Raw genomic sequence first — 19,514 nt, forward strand, 5'->3', positions numbered from 1 at the left:
GGCTTTCGCCGCCGCGTGCCAAGTTCGTGAGAGATTCCTAGCCCGTGAGAGAATAAAACGATTGTTGCGCTCTCGCGTTCGGAGGTCCATTGTGAAAAAACGCCGCCAGAATTCTCCTGCTGGTGCTTATGATCCTGCCGCTTACGAGGCCGGTGCCTCCGGTGGTAGCGCTTCCGGTGCTGGCGTTCTCGGCGCTAGCGTTCCCGGTGCTAGCGCTTCCGGGGTAGCGACGACGCCGTCTACCCCGCCGCCTCACCGCAGCTCCCCGGTGTTACGCGCTATTGCTTGGTCGGTGCTCGCCCTCATCGTTATTATTGGCATCTTTGCCGGCCTGGGCGTGCGTTTTGGTGAAACTAAACCGCAGATTCCGCCGGCCTCACCAGCGGAACAGGCCCGGCAAAAAGTTGCGATCCAGGCGGCCCGGGTGGCGGAAACCGCGGCGGCCTTGGCGCATGGGAACGCGGGCGGCGGAGCAAACGGGCGCGCAGGTGATGGGGGCGGTAATGCTGGTGGCAGTGGCGATAATGCAGGTGGCACCGCAACCGGCGCTGGCGCGGGCAGTGACGCTGGCACTTCCGCCGTTTATGAGCAGGTGCAGGCGCATGCGAACGAGTTCCTGACGCAGCTGGGCGGGGTGTGGCAGCCCTGGCCTAGTGGGGCGCCTTCTCCGTATACGAATCCGCCGTTGGATACCGCTGCACCCGCAGATCCGCAGACCTCTAATTTGCTGAACCAGGTGCAAGAATTACGGGAAGCGGCGATTGCCGCCGCAGAAACCGTGGTGCCGGATACGGATAGTAGTGAAACCGCTGCGGGTACGGACAGTAGTGAAACCGCTGCGGTTACGGGCGCAGCGCCAAATTCCCGCCCGCTTTATCTTTCGATTGCTTTGCGTAGCCATTTCGATGCGATGCAAATTGCCCAGGCAGCCGGCTTGGAAATACCTAGTTGCGAGTTCGCGGCCGGCGCTACCGTGCAAATGGATGCGGTTTCGGTGGGCCGCAGTTTTGCGGGCGCCGATCCGCATTTCCTGCGCGAGGCCGCAGCCGCCCGCCAGTGGATTGAAACAGCCACTTCCCGTTTGGAACCCGGCCAGCGCGATGCCCAACTAGCTCGTATTGATAAGCTCACTGCTTTCGAGGAGGGCATGCTCCAAACCGGGATGGAAGATATGCGCGATATTGCCTCCCCGTATCCGGAAGATCAATCCAGCCCGGCCCTGCTTGCACAAGGCCTCAACACTTATGCGGGGGTGCTTGTTTCCGGACCGGGGGAACCGCGCGCGGCGCTCACCTTCGCCTGTTCGCTCTACCTGGACGACGCCGAACGTGCCACGGCTCCGGCCCTGCCCGGCCTACAAAACCCCGGACCGGCCTAGAACACATAGCTAACATTTTGCGGGACTGAACTCGCAGATAGAGCTCGCTAGACAATGCCCACTGGACAAAACCCGCCATATAGAGCTCGCCAGATGGAGCCCGCTAGACAGAACCCCCGAACCGAGCTCCCGAACCGAGCCCGCTGGTCCGTAACGCTATGTAGCCCGCGCTTTACGGCGCGGGCTACTGCGGCATTATTCGCGATTGCGTTACCGGTGGCTATTCGTTGTGGGCGGCCAGGAGCTTACGCATGGTGGCCACGGCCTGGTCTACCGGGACCAGTTCCCGTTCATCGGTGCGCCGGTTGCGCAATTCCACATTGCCATCGGCCAAAGCGCGGCCTACCACGATCCCGTAGGGCATTCCCAAAAGCTCATAGTCCTTGAACTTTACGCCGGCCGAAACCCTGCGGCGGTCATCAAACAAGACTTCCACCCCGGCTTGTTCGAGCTCGGCTGCAATCTTTTCTGCCGTTTCAAACACCGCGGCGTCTTTACCGGTAGCCAGCACGTGTACCTGCGCTGGCGCAACCGCCACCGGCCACACAATACCCCGCTCATCATGATGTTCTTCCGCCAGCGAGGCCATGACGCGAGAAACGCCAATCCCGTAACTACCCATGGTAACCACGCGGCTCTTGCCATTTTCGTCCAAAACCGTAAGACCCAAAGCTTCAGAGTATTTACGGCCCAGCTGGAAGATATGACCAATTTCGATTCCGCGTGCCAGTTCCATCGGCCCCGAACCATCCGGGGCCGGATCGCCCTCCCGCACTTCCGCTGCCTCAATGAAACCATCGGCTTCAAAATCGCGGCCGTAAACATAGTGGAAGAAGTGCTTTTCGTTTTCGTTACCGCCCGCGATCCAACTACTGCCGCGCGCGATATGGGGATCCAGCAGCAAGCGCAAGGGCGGCACGGCCTCTCCCGCTTCAGCTTCCGCGGTAGCGCCGTCACCTGCGGTTTTACCTGCAGCCTTGCCGGCAGCCTCACCGTTCGCAGAAACCGCGGAATTAGTTGTGGCTGCGGTAGAACCGGTGCGGCGGGCGGATTGCGGGCCGAAAACGCCCGGACCCATATAGCCGGGAACCAATTCGGGATAGGCGGCGATTGCTTCCGCATCTGCCATTTCGATTTCGGCGGGTGCCAAGGAGGCCTCCACACGCTTGAAATCTACTTCCCTATCTCCTGGCACCGCCACCATTACCAGTTCAGTTTCTCCGCTTGGATGGGTGAGCTTGAGGAGAACTGTCTTCAAGGTGTCTGCGGCTTGCCAGGGTCGATCTTCCCGCGGATGCACCCGGTTCGCAACTTCTACCAGGTCCTCAATCGTCTTCGCATCCGGCGTGGAAACCAGCTCAGCTTCGGGTTCATTAGCGAAGTCCTGCGCGGGTGGCTGCACGGTTTTTACCGCTTCCACATTCGCCACATAGCCGCCCGCAGAACGCACGAACGTATCTTCGCCCACCGGCGTCGGGTACAAGAATTCTTCCGACTTCGAACCACCCATCGCCCCGGCCACAGCCGTCACAATCTGGTACGGCAAGCCGAGCCGCTGGAAAATCTTTTGGTAGGCCGCACGCATCGCCGCATAAGAATCCTCTAAGCCGGCATCTTCCATATCGAAGGAGTAGGCGTCCTTCATCAGGAACTCGCGGGTGCGGATCAGGCCCGCCCGCGGCCGCGCTTCATCCCGATACTTGGTTTGGATTTGGTAGAGCGTGAGCGGCAGATCCTTGTACGAGCTGTACAGGTCCTTGACCAGCAAGGTGAACATTTCTTCGTGGGTAGGTGCCAACAGAAAATCGTTTTCCCGCCGGTCTTGCAAACGGAACAGCTGCGGTCCGTATTCTTCCCAACGGCCGGTGGCTTCATAGGGTTCACGCGGTAGCAGTGCCGGGAACAGCACTTCTTGCGCACCGGCGGCATCCATTTCCTCGCGGATAACCGTTTCTACTTTCCGCAAAACCTTCAAGCCCAGTGGCAACCAGGTGTAAATACCGGGCGCCACGCGGCGAATGTAACTCCCGCGAACAAGTAATTTATGGCTGGGTACCTCCGCATCGGCGGGATCCTCACGCAGGGTACGCACAAACAGCGTTGACATTCTTAGCACTTGCCCAGTGTAACGCCCCGCGGCTATGCCCGGTGCCAGCTAGAGGAGAATCGTTGCCCAATCCTCACGCCGCGTAAAGCCCACTTTTTTATAAACCTGCACGGCCCGCAAATTATAATTATTGACGTAGAGAGATACCGTGGGGGCAATATTTTCCAGAATGTGGCTCACCACGGCGGCCATCGCGTGAGTAGCTATTCCTTGGCCGCGCCGGTCCGGTGCCGTCCACACGCCTTGTATTTGGGCGACGCCGCCCGCCAGGGCCCCAATATCAGCTTTGAATATCACGCGGGGCTGGCCGGTAAGTGCATCGTTTTCAACCCGCACAAAAGTATGCCCGGCAGAAATAAGCGTAGAAACCCGGTGGGCATAGGAATTGCCGTAAATCATCGGGTCGTATCCCACTTCTTCGGTAAACATGGCCACCGAAGCCGGTAGAACAAGCCCGGCTTCAGCGAACCGGGCCGGGCGCACCAGCGAGTCTGGCGCGACTGCGGAAGGGCGATCCATCACCATGGAAAGCTGGCAGGATCTGATATCACGTGCCGGTCCCCAATCGTGGCGGGTCCGTTCCCACAGGCCCATTACTTGCGTGGCCGGGCCGACAAAAGAGCTGGCAATACGGCGCCGGGAAAGTAAGGAATCGGCGAGCTCATCTAGCCCGGAGGGAGTGAATCCGAGCGGGATAACATTCCCGCCATCCCAGGCTAGAGCTGTAATTTCTTGGGCATCGTTATATTTAGCGAGGGCGGAAGCCGGCCCTAGCCCCATGCGTTCGACGTTGACTCGCGCGAGGACGGCATTTACCGGGTCACGATCCAGAAATTCCAGGGCGGCAGCTTTATCAGTGCCATAAAGCCGCCGTAAAGAGACCGCAGACTTTCCTCGCCATCTTAGAGGTATCACGAGTATTTCCTCCATTCTGGGCGAGGCCGATGCTTATATCGATACTTGGCCACATCGAGAGTATGGCACCGCGCAGCGCGAAAACGAATATCTGACCGCACTTTGAGATTAGCGGAACGGTCGGCGGCAAGCCCGGCAAGCCAGCTCGGCCGGTAGGAGGCCCGGTAGCAAACCCGGCCAGTAGGAGGCCCGGCAAGCAAGCCGGGGCAACAAACCGTGGCAAGCCGGGGAAAAAGACAGTGGCAAGCCGGGGCAACAAGCCAGGTAGCAAGGATTGGGGTTATTCGAACTTAGGTTTATTCGACGCTGGTGAGGACAGATACGGCCCGTTCAATGAAGACGTCTACCACTGCTTCATCGTAGGCGGCGCTGTTTTTTGCTTCGGGGAAGAGCGCGTTGCGTAATTCATGCGAAGTCAGTTCTGCTTCCCCGTCGAAATATCGGGCCAAACGGCCCATGAGGGCGTCCACTTCCTGTTTGCGGTAGCCCCAACCATCGGCGTCGGCAAAACGTTCCCCGCGTGGCCGCAGCAAGCGCGGATAGAGCGATTTAGCGGCTTCGTATGAACGTTTTAGCCATGCTTGTTCGCCCTGGTTGGAGATAACGTGGGCCCGGCGCAAGTGAATAAACGCGGCTTCCAGCCGGTCGAGAGCCGCATCTACCGCGGCGGTATCATAGCCGCGCCGCGCGCGCGAAAATCCGACCGAGCGGACGTCGTTTTCGTCCAGGGAACCGTCTTCTGAAGAATAAGCTTGGCGGGCTTTATCGAGGAAGGAATCCACTTCTTCCACGTTGTATCCGTGCGCAAACGGACTGACCCGTTTAAATGTTTTCTTGGCCATTCGCTTCTCTCCTCGCTTCCTGCGCCAACCCCACTTTAGGACGCCGCTACAGCTTACGCAGCGGTGACGACCACGCCTATAGTATGCCGCCCGCCCAGGCCACAATTAGATAGCAAAACGGGGCCCACATAAGAATGGAATCCAAGCGGTCTAGCATACCGCCGTGCCCGGGGAAAATGCTCCCCATGTCTTTGACTCCGAGTTCTCGTTTGAGCATGGACTCGGCTAGATCACCACCGGTGCAACACACTACCGCCACCACTGCGATAAGCACGCACACCCACCAGGGATGGCCAAGCCACAATCCCATCAATGGGAAGGCGAACACTAATGCCAAAATGATCGAGCCGGCAAAGCCTTCCCAAGATTTCTTCGGAGAAATCTTGGGAGCTAGCGGGTGTTTGCCGAACAGTACCCCGGCCGCCCAGCCGCCCGTGTCATTGGCCACCGGCATCAAAATTAGGACCGCGATATGTGCGGCGGCAGCCTCTGTTCCCGCCAGTGCCACTGCAAACGTACCCAGCAGGCCAATCCAGGCAGCTGCAAAGGCGCCGGCACCGGCGTCGCGCCCGGAGCGCGCGGGGGTCTTCGCATCGGATGCGGGAAGCGGCGAACTGGCCGCGGTATCACCTGAGCTCGGGGCGGCATCCCGGGAGCGGCGTGTGGCTATGAGTTCGCGGCACCCAATCCACAGACCATGTACGAAGGCGGTGGCAATATACGCACCGAATCCGGCCAGTAAACCACCCCACCAGGTGGCCGCCACCATCGCCACCACCCCCGCCATGAGCGGAATTACGGCGATGCGGATCCCGCGGTTCAGAAAGGCACCCGCGACCTCCCAGATAGCTATGCATAGGGCAATAGCTACCAGGATCACAAAGATCTCTATTCGGAAAGCCACCGATAAGGCCACTAACGCCAACAAAATGACGGCGGTGGGTATGGCAAGTTTTAGGTTCCGGCCGGCCCGCGATCCCGAAGGGGCGGGCGGAGTAGGCGGATGCGGCTGCAAATGCGCGCGCAAGCTCGCTCCCCGCCCGGAACGGCTGGGGGCTAGGGCCTCCGGCGCGCCCGGCGAGCTCGCGGAGACCGGTGACACCGGTATACCCGGTGAACCCGCAGACACCGGTGATACCGGACCACCCGGCGTGCTAGGAACTGACGAAGGATCTGTGGACATCAACGTTTCCTCACGAGGTGTGTTTGGCTACGCCTAAACCTCCATGAGGTCCTTTTCCTTGGCTTCCAGCAGGGTGTCGATTTCGCCTACGTACTTCTTGGTCAGGTTTTCTACCTGTTCTTCTTGCCGGCGTACTTCATCTTCGCCCACGTCGCCATCTTTTTGCATCTTCGCGAGCGCATCCATGGCCTTGCGTCGCACGCCGCGGACGGTAACCCGGCCTTCTTCGGCGCGGGTACGGGCCAGCTTTACGTATTCTTGCCGGCGTTCTTGGGTGAGCGCGGGCAGGTTAATGCGGAGCACATTGCCGTCGTCGGAAGGATTGACGCCCAGATCGGATTCGCGCAGGGCCTTATCAATATTGGCCTTGGCACCCGGGTCAAATGGCGTGATCATTACCGTGCGCGGTTCGGGGATAACGATCGTTGCCAACTGTTGCAAGGGCGTTGGCGTGCCGTAATAGTCGACCAGGATGGGGTTGAACAAACCGGCCGAAGCGCGGCCAGAACGGATGTGGCCGAATTCGTCACGCGTAAATTCGACCGCTTTTTGCATGCCATCCTCCGCTTCGCGGAGAGTTTCCTCAATCATTTTCTACCTCTGTATTCCTGCTAATTCGTTTTTATACTCAGGGGCGGCGTGCCGGCATCCTGATGTATCCATGGTGAACTCTAGCTTATGACGTCCCCGCTAGTGACGAGACTCCCGATATTCTCCCCGCGCAAGGCGGCAGTGACGTTGCCCGCAATGGTCATGCCGAAAACGCGTATCGGCAGATTGTTATCCCGACACAGGGAGAAGGCAGCCGCATCAGCCACCCGCAAATCATGTTTGATTACGTCTGCGTAGGTCAAATGGTCGAGCTTTACGGCTTCCGAATCCACATTCGGATCTGCGCTATAAACACCATCTACCCCATTTTTGCCCATGAGGAGTTCATCGCACCGCAGTTCCAAAGCCCGCTGGGCGGAAACGGTATCGGTGGAGAAATACGGCATTCCGGCGCCAGCTCCAAAAATAACCACCCGGCCCTTTTGCAGGTGCCGGATGGCTCGCAATGGAATATAAGGCTCGGCCACCTGGGTCATTTGGATTGCGGTTTGAACGCGGCAAGGAGTGCCCGCCCGTTCGATAAAATCTTGCAAAGCGATCGCGTTCATAACCGTGCCGAGCATGCCCATATAGTCGGCGCGGGCCCGGTCCATACCGCTGTGTTGTAATTCAGCACCGCGGAAGAAGTTACCGCCGCCCACCACGATCGCTACTTCTACGCCCTGGTTCACGGCCGCGGTGATTTCCGAAGCCACCCGCGTGAGCACATCGGTATCCACTCCGACCCCGCCGCCACCAAAGGTTTCGCCCGAAAGCTTAAGCAAAACGCGCCGCACGCCGTCTTCCGCTGCTGGCCGCCCCAATATAGTCATGCTTCTCCTCGCTTCGTGTTTCCTCCACCCGGATTCCTGCTTCGGAATCAACCAGAAATAACATTACCAGCGCAAAGCGTTTGGCCCGCAGATTCCCAAAGTGAAACTAAACCCGCGCCGGCCGGCAGCGCCGCATAAATCTCGCCGCTCGCCAAGTGGGCACCGGCACTACGCCACGTGCGGGCGGCGCCTCCCCAACCTGACCGCCTCGCCAAGTGGGCACCGGCACTACGCCACGTGCGAGCGGCGCCTCCGCAACCCAACCGCCTCGCCAAGTGGGGACCGGCACTACGCCACGTGCGGGCGGCGCCTCCCCAACCCAACCGCCTCGCCAAGTGGGCGTGGGCCCTCACCTGCGCGCCGAGTGTGAGAGACTGGTCCTCATGCGAGCCATCATGACTGTTACAGGCCGCGATCGCACGGGAATCGTGGCGGCCGTTACCACTAAACTTGCCGAACGAAAAGTAAACGTCAAGAACATTTCGCAGACGATTATGTCTGAGTATTTCACGATGATTTTGGAGATTTCTTTGCCCGAAGATTTGGATATCACCAGTTTGCAGGCTGATATGCACGCCTTGGGAGAAACGGAAGGCCTGGAAATCCGCGTGCAATCAGAAGCAATCTTCGACGCTATGCATAGGTTGTGAGGCCAAGTTCTATGAATACTGAAAAAGATATTCTGGAAACACTGGCCATGATCCATGAGGACCGGCTCGATATTCGTACCGTGACCATGGGCATTTCCCTGCTTGACTGCGCGGATAGCGACGGCGAAAAGGCCCGCGCACGGGCCCGGGAAAAAATTATTACCAAGGCCCGGCAGCTTGTGCCCGTGTGCGAAAAAATCGAAAAAGAGCTGGGGATTCCGATTATCAATAAGCGGATATCGGTAACTCCAATCGCTTTGGTTGCGGCCGCTTCGCGGGAAAAGAACCTCACCGCGTGGGCGCACATGCTTGATGCTGCGGCTCGAGAAGTCGGGGTGGATTTCATTGGTGGTTTTTCCGCGCTGGTAGAAAAGGGCTGTACCCCTGCTGATAGCGCGCTTCTTGCCTCTATCCCGGAAGCTTTGGCCAGCACAGACCTAGTGTGTTCTTCCGTCAATATTGGTTCTTCCAAGGCCGGAATCAATATGGATGCCGTAGCCCAAATGGGTGAAGTAGTGGTTTCCGCCGCACATGCCACCCCGGATGGGTTAGGCGCTGCCAAACTCGTAGTTTTCGCCAATTCGGTAGGCGATAATCCCTTCATGGCGGGTGCTTTCCACGGCCCCGAAATGCCCGACTCCGTGGTTTCGGTGGGCGTTTCTGGGCCGGGGGTGATTACTCGCGCCATTCACAGCGCAGGGGATGCCGGCTTCTCCGAACTCGCTGAAACCATTAAGAAAGCGGCTTTTAAGGTCACGCGCATGGGTGAGCTGGTGGGCCGCCTAGCCGCCGAACGCTTAGGTGTTCCCTTCGGGATTGTGGATCTTTCTCTAGCGCCGACGGCGGACGTAGGCGATTCGGTAGCCCGCGCTTTGGAAGCAACCGGGCTGGAACGGGTTGGCGCGCATGGCACCACCGCCGCTTTGGCCCTGCTCAATGATGCGGTCAAGAAGGGTGGGCTCATGGCCTGTTCGCGCGTGGGCGGACTTTCCGGATCCTTTATCCCCGTTTCTGAAGATGAAGGGATGATTGAGGCTGCCGCTACCGGCGCGATTTCTTTGGCGAAGTTGGAGGCTATGACGGCCATCTGCTCGGTAGGCCTAGATATGATTGCAGTTCCGGGTGATACTCCGCCGGCGACGATTGCGGGCATGATTGCGGACGAAGCGGCAATCGGCGTAATGAATTCGAAGACCACTGCGGTGCGAGTTATCCCAGCTCCGCGCGCAAAAGTTGGAGATACCGTCGAATTTGGCGGGCTTTTGGGCTCGGCGCCGGTAATGGAAGTTTCGCCCTACTCTTCGGCCGCATTTATTGGCCGGGGTGGAAATATCCCCGCGCCCGTCCATCAGTTCAAGAACTAAGGTGCGGATGGCACGCCCAGTACAACTAACGCGGGCGGCAGCGCGAATAGCACAATAAGCACGAATAGCGCAATAGGCGCGAAAACGCGGGAGCTCAAAAGCACGATAGGCGCCCCTCACCGCGCGAAGCGAAAAGCACGCAAAGTAGATATGGCCCAGCGGCCCGGGTGTGGTGGTCCCGATCGGGACCACCACACCCGGGCCGCTACTGCGAGTTTTGATGTGGCTACCGCTCGTTTAGCTTTGCCGGTAGCTGCTGCCTATTATTCGCCGGTTGTTGCGGCCGCTTTTTCGGCCGTGCGGACGAAACCGAAATAGAAATAGGTGGCTACTACGAGCGCGCCGCCCACAATATTGCCGAGGAGCACCGGGATCCAGTTATTGATCACGATCGCAGAAATATCGAAATCTGCGAACTGTTCCGCTGTTATGCCGGCTTTTTGTACGGCCGCGGATTCCCAGAACTTAGCTCCCCCGAATTCCTTGATCATCCATCCGAGCGGAAGCAAGAACATATTCGCAATCGAATGTTCAAAACCGGAAGACGCGAATAGCGGGATGGGGCCCAAGCAGGCCAGAATTTTATCCGTCGTCGTACGCCCGGACTGGGCAATGTAGACGGCCAGGCACACCATGATATTGGCGAGCATGGCCAGTAGGAACGCCCGCGGGAAGGAATAGTGGATTTTTCCGTATGCGGTTTCAAGGGCGACTCTGCCCCATTCTCCCCCATTTGCCAGGTATTGCCCGGAAGCGAAGACGATCACGGCAAGTAGCAAAGCTCCAAGCAGGTTGCCGGAAAGTGAAGTTCCCCAGTGGGCGAGCCAGCGGCGCGGTGTTATTTTGCGCGAGTAGAGCGGCATCACCGTCATGGTGGTGGAGGTGAAAAGGTCGGCGCCGGTCAGAATTATTACGACGAGGCCGACGGTAAATGCCATACCGCCCAAAATTTTTGCGGGACCGACTGGAAAATCGGCCATCCCCTGTTGGCTAGTAACGTAGAAAATGTATCCGACGCCCACCAGAAAACCGCCGGCGATTGCCAAGTAGAATGCTTTGGCTGGAGGCCTTTGCGTTTTAAGATATGCGGCTTGGGCGTTTTCCACGGCTAGTTCTGCCGCGGCCGGGACAGTTGCATGTGTAGAGGCCACTGTTCCTCCTCTTTGAGTGTTTAATGCGTACAGCATATATGGCGTTTCCGCACCCGCACGCCGCCGCGCCGGAATTTAATGTTAACAACACCTGGGACTTTACGCCTATGACCTGCGGAAATGGTGCTGGCTGACGGGCCGGGATGGGGTTCTTACGGCGTTACCGAAAATGTGGGCGGCAGGGCCGAAGCAGATTTCATGCTGCCACCAGCCGATTCGAGGGCGTTCACACGAACCGCGGAATTGGTACAGATTTGGTAGAAATGAGCATAAATGTGGGGCGCCACGGCGGTGACGCCCCACATTTATGTGCACTAATTAGAACTAGTACACGCAGTATTTATTTTTTAGTTATGCACACTGGCAAACCAGTAGCGAACCGCTGGCCGACCTACAGCTAACCAGCAGCGAACCGCTAACCAGCAGCGAACAGCTAACCAGCAGCGAACAGCTAACCAGCAGCGAACAGCTAACCAGCAGCGAACCGCTGCCGAATCAGTAACGATCCGCTAGCGAACTAGCGGTGTACCTGGGGCACACCGGTAGCGAAGAGTTTAGGCCTCTTCGGTAGCGGAATCGCCAACGCGCACGCGCTTGAAGCCGGTCACCTTACCGCCGTGTTCAGCGATAACCTGCTTGACGGACTTCTTCGGTTCGCGCGCCCAGCCCTGTTCGAGCAGTACAACCTGCTTGTAGAAGCCGTGCATGCGGCCTTCTACGATCTTCGGCACGGCCTTTTCGGGCTTGCCTTCAGCGATCGTGGTTTCGGTGGCGATACGCTTTTCGGTTTCCACAACGTCTGCCGGTACGTCCTCAATGTTGAGGTACTTCGGATTCAGCGCCGCGATGTGTACGGCCACGTCATGCGCGATGTCACGGCCAGCTTCATCGGTAGCAACTAGAACGCCTACCTGCGGCGGTAGATCCGGGTCAGTGCGGTGCATGTAAGCATCCACAACTTCGCCTTCCAGCACTTCCAGGTTGGAAACTTCGAGCTTTTCGCCAATAACCGCAATTTCTTCGGTCACGCGATCTGCCACGGTACCTTCGGCCAGCTTGGCGGCCAGCAGTTCTTCCACCGTCGTTGCCTTGCTATCAATCGCAACTTCGAGGATTTCTTCTGCCATCTTAATGAAGCGATCGGTCTTGGCCACGAAGTCAGTTTCCGAGTTCACTTCGATGAGCACGCCCCGCTGGCCTGCTTCGGTATCAATAACCTTGGACGTAACCAGGCCGTTGGCCGCAGTCCGGCCTTCGCGCTTAGCCGCGGCCTTCGCACCGTGAATACGCAGGATCTCTTCCGCTTTCGCGGCATCGCCCTGTGCTTCGTCGAGCGCCTTCTTAACATCCATCATGCCTACGCCCGTCTTGTCACGGAGCGCCTTGACATCGGCGGCTGTGTAGTTAGCCATTTTTCTCCTCAGCCCTTAAGTTCGTTTTCTTAGTTGGCAGCTTCGGCCGGGGCCGCAGCTTCAGTTTCCGTAGCGGCAGGCTTAGCTTCCGCAGCGGGCGCCGGGGTTTCGGTAGCTTCCGCAGCCGGAGCTTCCTCAGCCGGAGCTTCCGCAGCCTCAGCTTCTGCAGCCTCAGCCTGCTCCTTTTCTGCATCTTCAGTTGCACCCGCGGCCAAAACTTCGCGTTCCCATTCCGGCATTGCATCTTCGGCCTTGCCACGGTTGCGGGCCAATAGGCCTTCCGCCACCGCATCGCCGATCACGCGCGTCAGGAGCTGTACTGCACCGATAGCGTCGTCGTTACCGGGAATCGGGTAAGCCACGTCATCCGGATCGCAGTTCGTATCCAGAATGGCAACCACCGGAATATTAAGCTTCTGTGCTTCCGCAACCGCCAGGTGTTCCTTATTGGTGTCAACAATCCACACCGCAGAAGGCAGCTTGGTCATATCGCGCAGACCACCCAGGGTCTTCTCCAGCTTGTCCTTCTCCCGCGAAAGCATGAGCAGTTCCTTCTTTGTCAAGCCGCTGCCCGCGGTGTCTTCGAAGTCCATCTGCTCCAGTTCCTTCAAGCGCTGAATACGCTTCGAAACCGTCTGGAAATTGGTGAGCATACCGCCCAGCCAGCGTTCGTTCACATACGGCATTCCGGTACGTTCTGCCTGCTCACGAATCGCTTCCTGCGCCTGCTTCTTGGTGCCCACGAAAAGAATGTTGCCGCCATGCGCTACGGTTTCCTTCACGAAATCGTAGGTGCGGTCAATATCGGCAAGCGTCTTCCGCAGATCGATAATGTAGATAGAGTTACGATCCGTCAGAATGTAGCGCTTCATCTTCGGGTTCCAGCGACGAGTCTGGTGTCCGAAATGCACGCCAGCTTCAAGCAGCTGGCTCATAGTTACGACGGCCATGTGGCGGTCCTCCTCAGGCGCGCCTGCGCGCGCGATTAATCGGTTCTTGTGCGCGGCGGGATTGCCGGCGCACCCTGGCACTTCCAGCATGCGGTTCCCAAAGCATCTCAATTACTTGTTTATCTGCCCCAGGACCGATCCGCATGCGCTATCGGGAAGCACGCGTATTTTCGGCGCGGGTAGACCCACGCCGGTTGCCTATCTTACCGGAGAAGACGGCACTTTCTCGAGTGTTCTACACGGTTTGGCGTGCGCTATGCGCCACTTCTAGCTTGCCGAGTGATGTGTGGCGGGTTTTCCCTTGCCGTGTTTTGCGTAGCAAGTTTTCCCTTGCCGTGTTTTCGCGGACGCTGTGGCTACCCATGTTTCCCGGCGTCTTGCCGGGTTTTATCGGGTTTTATAGGGTTTTATCGGGTTTTGTTGAGTTTTGTTGGGCTTTGCCTTCTCGGGTTTTGTTCGGCTTTGCCTTCTCCGGCGCGGTTTCTTTTCATTTCCGTGCCGGGCACGTTTCCACAGTTGTGTACGCGTTGCGGTAATCCACCAGTTTCGTGCCGACGACGCCGCCCACCTGCCACTTGCGGCCATGCTGTTTCTATGTGGTACCGCTTTTATAGTTTTCTGATTTGCGCCGTATTAATCGCTCTGCCAGCGCCGCCCGCGGCTGCGCTTTCAGCTGCTCCCCTGGAACCATTTATGGCCGCGCCGGTGCAGTCCCTACCGGATGCACCGCCACGCGCCCTACCGGCTGCACTGCCCCGGGCTTTGCGGGGAGCGCCACTTGGCCATTTTCCGGCGCCACCGGGATACATTTCCCCAAGATTCTTCGGGCCGTTCCTGCCCGGCATGGAAAACGAATCTTCGGGCCACCGGTTTGTTTCTCCCAGCGGTGAAGAACCGATTATCACACGCGGATTCAACGCTCCCGATCCGAATTGGTTGCCCGGCCATCGCGGGGTGGATATGGCTTTTGTGCTTGACCAGCCGGTATTAGCAGCCGGTAGCGGCACGGTTATTTATGCCGGGATGCTAGTTGATCGCAAGGTTATTTCGATTGAACATCCCAATGGGATTCGCACTTCTTATGAACCAGTAGAACCGCGCGTGAAACGCGGCCAGAAAGTAACGGCTGGGGAAGTAATCGGGTGGGCGCAGGCCGGGCATAGTGACAAGGTGCCGGAAGGTTTTGTGGCTGTCCATTGGGGTGCCCGGCGTGGTTCGGTTTACCTGGACCCGCTGTCTTTATTGCGGCGCCGCGAAATCCGCCTCTACTAACTGCTAACTGCGCAGACGGTACTACCAGCGCTGTCGGTACGAGCAACGCCGTAGATACATTGGGGCACATAGCTGCGGCGACACAGTCGCTACCAACGGATGCGTGCAACAATGCGGAATGCGCCGCAAGCTAGGCGCGCGGATGGGCTTGTTCGAATGCGGCCCGCAAACGTTCCGCCGAAATATGGGTGTAGCGCTGGGTGGTTTGCAGGGAGCTATGCCCGAGGATTTCTTGCACCGTGCGCAGATCTGAGCCGCCTTCCAAGAGATGAGTGGCCGCGGAATGGCGTAAGCCGTGCGGGCTAATATCGGGTACGCCGGCTTGGGCAGCCAAGCGATGCACCACCTCGCGCACAGCCCGCTGATTAATCCGCCCGCCGCGAGCGCCCAAGAAAAGAGCCGTAGTTGGTTTGTTTACGAGCTCCGGGCGTACTTGAATGTATTTATCCAAGGCGCGCATTGCCGGCACTCCGCAGGGCACTATCCGCTCTTTGTCGCCCTTTCCGATCACGCGAATTGTTCCCCGCGCCCCAATTTGGTTCACATCCAAAGCACACAGTTCAGCTACGCGGATACCGGTGGCATATAAAACTTCGGCCATCGCCCAGTCTCGGACGAGTAACGGCTCCCCCGTATCCGCTTTTTCCTTGGCGGTATCTAATAGTTGCGCGGCTTGTTCTTCAGTCAAAACTCGCGGGATTTCATTAGCAACTCGCGGAGATTTGAGCCGCGCCCCCGCGTTCACTTCGGTATATCCGGCCCGGTACAGCCAGGACGAAAAACTTCGCACCGAAGCAGACTGGCGAGCTAAGGAAGCCAGCGCGTGCCCCTCGCGGGTGCTGGCCAGCCACGACCGCACATCCCCCAAGGTTAGGTTTTCCAAGTCGAGGGTTTCACTTGGATCTTGCCCGGCAAGTTCGGCCAAATATTGCAAAAATTCGCGGGCTTCGCGGGTATATGCCTTCACCGTGTGCGGCGAAAAACCCCGCCGCAGGGAAAGGTCACGTTTATATTCTTCGAGAATCTGCGCCACCGTACCAGCCATGCTTCAACCATAGCCCGCACCGGTTCTGCTTAGGCTATTAGTTTGCGTTCCGCGCACTGGCTTCGCGCGCGGTTTGAGTGAGCCGCCAGCCAGCAGCTTTCCGTTCGGCAACGCCCGCCAGTTCTAGACGGCCCAATCCCCGCATAGTTTCGGCAATTCCCAGCCCGGCTGTGGCCGCGATTCGTTCCGTACTTGCCGCCCGCACTGCTGGCAAGGCATCGCGAATACGCACGGCTAGCGGATCACCGGCCAAAGGGTCTGATTTTGCCAAGCCCGGACTAATATCCAAAGCCAATTGGGAATGCGAGCCGGGAGAAACGGCGTCGTTGCCCAACAATTCGAGGGCATCTGCCGCGCCGCGAATACAAATCGCCCCTTCGCGTAATAGCCGCAAACACCCTAAAGCGTGCGGCACGTCCACCGCGTTTGGAACCGCGCCGACGGGGCGGCCTTGCGTAAGAGCGTGGCGGGCGGTGGAAATCGCGCCAGATCTATAGGGCGCTTCCACGACGACGACGCCTGCCGAAACCCCGGCAATAATACGGTTTCGGGAAAGGAAACGGTGCCGGTGTGGGGCCGCGCCAGGCGGGGATTCAGAGATTATCAGGCCGCCGGTGCGGCGAATCTCCGCGAAAAGCTCCGCATTGGCACGTGGATATATCCGATCCGCTCCACTGGCAAACACTACGATGGCTTTCCCGCCGCCTTGCAAAACACCACGATGAGCCGCGGCGTCGATCCCGAGAGCTCCACCGGAAACTACCGGAATGCCGTGCCGGGCTGCTTCGAACCCAAACTCGGTGGCCAGCCGTGTGCCATAAGCACTCGCTGCGCGCGAACCGACAAGTGCCAAACTGGGCTGGTGCAGTAAAGAAATATCGCCGCTGTACCACAGACCGAGCGGTGGTACGGCCTGCAAGGATGTAAAAGCAGCGTCTAAAAGCTGGCGCGGATAACCCGGACCGTTCCAACGCACGAAACCCAAACCGTTCGCCCGGGCATTGTTCAAGTCCTGTGCGAAAGCCGCGTCGTCTAGCCGCGGCGTCCAGCGTTGTAAGCCTTTTCTGATTGGCTCCGGAAGAGCGCGAGTGGAATGCGGATTGCGCACAAAATCTAAGGCGAGGGCGAATCCCATTTCCTGTACCAAGGCCATCGCGGCATAATCTTCACCTTCGGCCAGGCGCGTCCAGGCCATGGCGGCGCGTTGCTCGGCAGCTTCGTCGGTAGCTTCGCCGGCAGCTTTGGCGGTCGCTTCGTCGGTAGCTTCGCTGGCAGCATTTATTTGTTGCGGGTGGCGAGGAGACGCCGTTGCAGCACCCGGTGTGGCGACGTGCTGGTTGTAGGTAGCACCCGGTGTGGCGGCAGGCTGGTTTTCGGGGTCATCTGGGCGCGAGTACGTATCGTGCATGCGCTTTTATCCTTTCGGAGCTCGAGGTTTCATATTGTTGTAAGACTCGTGGCGGCCGGTCTTAATGACTCGTAGCAGCCGGCCGTAATAAGACTGTCGGCATTCGAGACATAACGAAATCAGCTGGCTGGCCTTCAAAATCTGTTCGGAAAAACACCAGTGCGCCAAGAGAGCTGTGCGGATAAGCCCGGCAACTCGTGTATCGGTGTACCGGCTGGCGGTAGCCGTGGGCTTAGCTGGGGGTTATGCCGTAGCGGTGGGTTTAGCTGGCCGTTATGCCGTGGCGGCGCATGGCGTAGCTTTCGGCAAAATCATCCAGTTCCGGATGCTTGCGGCCGGCCAGGTCTGCAATGGACCAGGCCACTCGCATTATTTTGTCCAGAGCGCGCATACTCATTTCGCCGCGGGTAAGTAATTGTTCGAACTGGTTTTGTACCGTATCGGGCAGATGCGTGTGTTGGCGTATCCACGAACCGGGCGCCCGCGCATTCGTAGCCCACGCACAGTTTCGGTAACGGCGTTCTTGCCGCGCCCGAGCTTGGGCTACTCTTTGTGCGATTGGCGCACTGGCTTCCGCGCTGGCCATGGCCAGCGCCGCCCGGCTCGGCCTGCGCATCACAATATTGATATCGAAGCGGTCCAGAATCGGCCCACCTACTCGGTTCCAATACCGGATCCGCTCCCGGACCGGGCAAGAACATTGCGCCGGGCTATCAATATATTTGCCACAGCGGCACGGGTTAGCCGCCCCAATCAGTTGGAACAGGGCTGGGAAACGCAAAGCGCCACGAGCCCGAAAAACCTGGACTTCCCCGGTTTCCATGGGCTGGCGTAGAGCTTGCAGAGCGTTACCCCGAAACTCTGGAAGTTCATCCAAAAACAGCAGACCGTGATGGGCGCGGGAGGCTGCTCCCGGCCGCGGCCGATTACCGCCACCTACTAAAGCCGCCGCGGTAGCAGTGTGATGCGGAGCAGCGAAGGGCGGGGTGTGGGAAAGGGTGCCCGAAAATTCGCCGAGCACGCTCGCGATTGCCCCTACCTCTACCGCCGCGGCCCGCGATAGGGGCGGCAAAATCCCGGGTAAGCGTTGTGCCAACATGGATTTACCAATACCTGGCGCCCCGGTGAGCAAAGCATGATGGCCGCCCGCCGCCGCTATTTCGACCGCCCGGCGCGCTTCTTCTTGCCCCAATACGTCTTGCATATCGGGTACCGATTCCGCCGCTGTTGTTTTTGTTTCCATTACCGGTGCGGGCGGTACCGGCAGAGCGTCTACTTCTAACAGGCGCGCGATCTGGCTGAAATGCCACAGTTCTTGTACCGCCAGACCGGCCAGGGCAGCTTCCTGGCCGCACCCGTGAGGCACAAACGCGGTATGGAAACCTTGCCGGGCAGCTTCTAGCGCTGCCGGTAATACCCCGTGTACCTGCCGTACCGAACCGTCTAAACCGAGTTCGCCAATAAAAACCGCGTTGGCGGGTAGTTCGCGGCCGCTGGCAGCGGCCATAATCGCTCCGGCGATTGCCACGTCGAAACCGGTACCAACTTTCGGCAGGTCCGCTGGGGAAAGATTAACGGTGATCCGGGTGCGGGGAAAACCCAAACCGGTGGCCGCAAAAGCGGCTTTAATCCGCTCCCGGGATTCAGAAACTGCGGTATCGCCTAAGCCGACAACAGTGAAACTTGGTATTCCTGCCAGGCTTGCCGCTTCAACCCGGACGATTGCTCCCGCCACCCCGTTGATGGCTACTGCGTGCGCTACTTTCACCCGCATTAGATATTCCTCAGGTGATACAGAGCCTGGCAAGTTTTATGGCCCGCTTCCACGCCAATAAAATCTAGACGCAGATTCGCATGTGGTTGCGGATGTGCGGCCAACCATTCATATAACAAAGCGCGCAAACGTTGCCGTTTTTGTGTGGTCAATGACAATAGAGCAGGAACCTGGTTGGCTCCGCGCCGCGTTTTGACTTCCACCCCGATTAGTTCTCCGGCCTGTGCGTCCCTGCATACCAGGTCGAGTTCGCCGGTGCGATGCGGGGAACACCAATTTTGGGCAAGTATTTCTAGCCCGGCACTTGTTTCCAGATATCGGCGAGCAATATTTTCACCCCAGGCTCCTATTTCTTGACGGCTGGGCCGGGCTGGGAGTTCCGGTAATTCCAAATCGGGCCCGGGCCTAATAAATGTACTCTTCGTGGTCATGGCGCCATTGTGGCCAAACCCGAGCGCGGCGCGGCAACGGCGTCGTTCGCCTGTGAATATCAGGTACGCCAAGCACACTGTGGAAACCTGCGCGGTTAGCACAAAAAAATCAGGGGGCTCAGACCAGTGAACCCGCGTGCTCAGACCTGTAAACCCGCGCGATTAGAACATAAACACGTGTAGCACAGTAAACCCGCGTGCTCAGACC

General features: G+C 58.6%; 18 protein-coding genes. 5 read left to right on the plus strand and 13 right to left on the minus strand.

The window, feature by feature from the left end; genetic code table 11:
* The first annotated feature begins 91 nt into the window (after positions 1 to 91).
* Positions 92 to 1,378: a hypothetical protein gene (locus BLT47_RS00590; RefSeq protein WP_074660664.1), complete on the plus strand. Its 1,287-nt coding sequence runs from the start codon at positions 92 to 94 to the stop codon at positions 1,376 to 1,378.
* Between the two features lie 220 nt (positions 1,379 to 1,598).
* Here the strand turns inward: BLT47_RS00590 and BLT47_RS00595 are convergent, their stop codons facing one another.
* The 4 genes from BLT47_RS00595 to BLT47_RS00610 form a co-directional block, all read right to left on the minus strand.
* Entirely contained in the window at positions 1,599 to 3,485 is a 1,887-nt protein-coding gene (locus BLT47_RS00595) for a proline--tRNA ligase (RefSeq protein ID WP_074660667.1), read from the minus strand.
* 48 nt (positions 3,486 to 3,533) lie between these two features.
* Positions 3,534 to 4,400 (minus strand): GNAT family N-acetyltransferase, encoded by an 867-nt coding sequence (locus BLT47_RS00600; RefSeq protein ID WP_049618750.1) that lies wholly within the window; start codon positions 4,398 to 4,400, stop codon positions 3,534 to 3,536.
* A 296-nt stretch (positions 4,401 to 4,696) separates the two neighbouring features.
* Positions 4,697 to 5,242 carry a DivIVA domain-containing protein gene (locus BLT47_RS00605; protein ID WP_049618751.1) on the minus strand — a complete coding sequence of 182 codons (546 nt, stop codon included), beginning with the start codon at positions 5,240 to 5,242 and terminating at the stop codon, positions 4,697 to 4,699.
* A gap of 76 nt (positions 5,243 to 5,318) precedes the next feature.
* Positions 5,319 to 6,146 carry a phosphatidate cytidylyltransferase gene (locus tag BLT47_RS00610; protein WP_256332476.1) on the minus strand — a complete coding sequence of 276 codons (828 nt, stop codon included), beginning with the start codon at positions 6,144 to 6,146 and terminating at the stop codon, positions 5,319 to 5,321.
* 40 nt (positions 6,147 to 6,186) lie between these two features.
* On the opposite strand from BLT47_RS00610, the gene BLT47_RS09475 reads away from it, so the two are divergent.
* Positions 6,187 to 6,462, plus strand: coding sequence for a hypothetical protein (locus tag BLT47_RS09475; protein ID WP_256332477.1), 276 nt, complete (start codon positions 6,187 to 6,189; stop codon positions 6,460 to 6,462).
* Here BLT47_RS09475 and frr read toward each other — a convergent pair.
* Entirely contained in the window at positions 6,459 to 7,016 is a 558-nt protein-coding gene (gene frr / locus BLT47_RS00615; protein ID WP_049618752.1) for a ribosome recycling factor, read from the minus strand. The two genes, BLT47_RS09475 and frr, sit on opposite strands and share 4 nt — an antisense overlap.
* Before the next feature lie 80 nt (positions 7,017 to 7,096).
* Positions 7,097 to 7,849: a UMP kinase gene (pyrH, locus tag BLT47_RS00620; protein ID WP_049618753.1), complete on the minus strand. Its 753-nt coding sequence runs from the start codon at positions 7,847 to 7,849 to the stop codon at positions 7,097 to 7,099.
* Positions 7,850 to 8,244: 395 nt separating this feature from the next.
* Between pyrH and BLT47_RS00625 the strand changes: the two genes are divergently transcribed.
* Together BLT47_RS00625 and BLT47_RS00630 are read left to right on the plus strand one after the other, a co-directional pair.
* Positions 8,245 to 8,499, plus strand: coding sequence for an ACT domain-containing protein (locus tag BLT47_RS00625; RefSeq protein ID WP_244924557.1), 255 nt, complete (start codon positions 8,245 to 8,247; stop codon positions 8,497 to 8,499).
* Between the two features lie 11 nt (positions 8,500 to 8,510).
* Positions 8,511 to 9,863 carry a PFL family protein gene (locus BLT47_RS00630; protein ID WP_074660673.1) on the plus strand — a complete coding sequence of 451 codons (1,353 nt, stop codon included), beginning with the start codon at positions 8,511 to 8,513 and terminating at the stop codon, positions 9,861 to 9,863.
* A gap of 263 nt (positions 9,864 to 10,126) precedes the next feature.
* Here BLT47_RS00630 and BLT47_RS00635 read toward each other — a convergent pair whose 3' ends face one another.
* The 3 genes from BLT47_RS00635 to rpsB all read right to left on the minus strand — a co-directional run bounded on the left by BLT47_RS00635 (position 10,127) and on the right by rpsB (position 13,376).
* On the minus strand, positions 10,127 to 11,014 hold the full coding sequence (locus BLT47_RS00635) for a formate/nitrite transporter family protein (RefSeq protein ID WP_256332478.1): 888 nt from the start codon (positions 11,012 to 11,014) through the stop codon (positions 10,127 to 10,129).
* A gap of 554 nt (positions 11,015 to 11,568) precedes the next feature.
* The gene (gene tsf / locus BLT47_RS00640; protein WP_049618757.1) at positions 11,569 to 12,426 is read right to left on the minus strand and encodes a translation elongation factor Ts; all 858 of its coding nucleotides are present in this window, start codon (positions 12,424 to 12,426) and stop codon (positions 11,569 to 11,571) included.
* Positions 12,427 to 12,455: 29 nt separating this feature from the next.
* Positions 12,456 to 13,376 carry a 30S ribosomal protein S2 gene (gene rpsB, locus BLT47_RS00645; protein WP_074660678.1) on the minus strand — a complete coding sequence of 307 codons (921 nt, stop codon included), beginning with the start codon at positions 13,374 to 13,376 and terminating at the stop codon, positions 12,456 to 12,458.
* Between the two features lie 843 nt (positions 13,377 to 14,219).
* Between rpsB and BLT47_RS09235 the strand changes: the two genes are divergently transcribed.
* The gene (locus BLT47_RS09235) at positions 14,220 to 14,648 is read left to right on the plus strand and encodes a M23 family metallopeptidase (protein WP_074660853.1); all 429 of its coding nucleotides are present in this window, start codon (positions 14,220 to 14,222) and stop codon (positions 14,646 to 14,648) included.
* A 130-nt stretch (positions 14,649 to 14,778) separates the two neighbouring features.
* On the opposite strand, the gene BLT47_RS00660 is transcribed toward BLT47_RS09235, so the two are convergent.
* The 4 genes from BLT47_RS00660 to BLT47_RS00675 form a co-directional block, all read right to left on the minus strand.
* A complete protein-coding gene (locus tag BLT47_RS00660) occupies positions 14,779 to 15,693 on the minus strand; it encodes a tyrosine recombinase XerC (RefSeq protein ID WP_074660682.1) in 915 nt (304 codons plus the stop codon).
* 37 nt (positions 15,694 to 15,730) lie between these two features.
* Entirely contained in the window at positions 15,731 to 17,101 is a 1,371-nt protein-coding gene (gene dprA, locus BLT47_RS00665; protein ID WP_083329957.1) for a DNA-processing protein DprA, read from the minus strand.
* Between the two features lie 262 nt (positions 17,102 to 17,363).
* On the minus strand, positions 17,364 to 18,875 hold the full coding sequence (locus BLT47_RS00670; RefSeq protein ID WP_074660684.1) for a YifB family Mg chelatase-like AAA ATPase: 1,512 nt from the start codon (positions 18,873 to 18,875) through the stop codon (positions 17,364 to 17,366).
* Entirely contained in the window at positions 18,875 to 19,306 is a 432-nt protein-coding gene (locus BLT47_RS00675) for a YraN family protein (RefSeq protein WP_082159898.1), read from the minus strand. The genes BLT47_RS00670 and BLT47_RS00675 overlap by 1 nt, the downstream gene beginning before the upstream one ends.
* Between the last annotated feature and the right edge of the window lie 208 nt (positions 19,307 to 19,514).

It is taken from the genome of Actinobaculum suis (assembly GCF_900102025.1).
GTDB lineage: Bacteria > Actinomycetota > Actinomycetes > Actinomycetales > Actinomycetaceae > Actinobaculum > Actinobaculum suis.

Bases quoted from the DNA above. Each gene is read 5' to 3' on its own strand.
- BLT47_RS00595 (WP_074660667.1), bottom strand. From the start codon at position 3,485: ATGTCAACGCTGTTTGTGCGTACCCTGCGTGAGGATCCCGCCGATGCG.
- BLT47_RS00605 (WP_049618751.1), bottom strand. From the start codon at position 5,242: ATGGCCAAGAAAACATTTAAACGGGTCAGTCCGTTTGCGCACGGATAC.
- BLT47_RS09475 (WP_256332477.1), top strand. From the start codon at position 6,187: ATGGCAAGTTTTAGGTTCCGGCCGGCCCGCGATCCCGAAGGGGCGGGC.
- frr (WP_049618752.1), bottom strand. From the start codon at position 7,016: ATGATTGAGGAAACTCTCCGCGAAGCGGAGGATGGCATGCAAAAAGCG.
- pyrH (WP_049618753.1), bottom strand. From the start codon at position 7,849: ATGACTATATTGGGGCGGCCAGCAGCGGAAGACGGCGTGCGGCGCGTT.
- BLT47_RS00625 (WP_244924557.1), top strand. From the start codon at position 8,245: ATGACTGTTACAGGCCGCGATCGCACGGGAATCGTGGCGGCCGTTACC.
- BLT47_RS00630 (WP_074660673.1), top strand. From the start codon at position 8,511: ATGAATACTGAAAAAGATATTCTGGAAACACTGGCCATGATCCATGAG.
- tsf (WP_049618757.1), bottom strand. From the start codon at position 12,426: ATGGCTAACTACACAGCCGCCGATGTCAAGGCGCTCCGTGACAAGACG.
- rpsB (WP_074660678.1), bottom strand. From the start codon at position 13,376: ATGGCCGTCGTAACTATGAGCCAGCTGCTTGAAGCTGGCGTGCATTTC.
- BLT47_RS09235 (WP_074660853.1), top strand. From the start codon at position 14,220: ATGGAAAACGAATCTTCGGGCCACCGGTTTGTTTCTCCCAGCGGTGAA.
- BLT47_RS00660 (WP_074660682.1), bottom strand. From the start codon at position 15,693: ATGGCTGGTACGGTGGCGCAGATTCTCGAAGAATATAAACGTGACCTT.
- dprA (WP_083329957.1), bottom strand. From the start codon at position 17,101: ATGCACGATACGTACTCGCGCCCAGATGACCCCGAAAACCAGCCTGCC.
- BLT47_RS00670 (WP_074660684.1), bottom strand. From the start codon at position 18,875: ATGCGGGTGAAAGTAGCGCACGCAGTAGCCATCAACGGGGTGGCGGGA.
- BLT47_RS00675 (WP_082159898.1), bottom strand. From the start codon at position 19,306: ATGACCACGAAGAGTACATTTATTAGGCCCGGGCCCGATTTGGAATTA.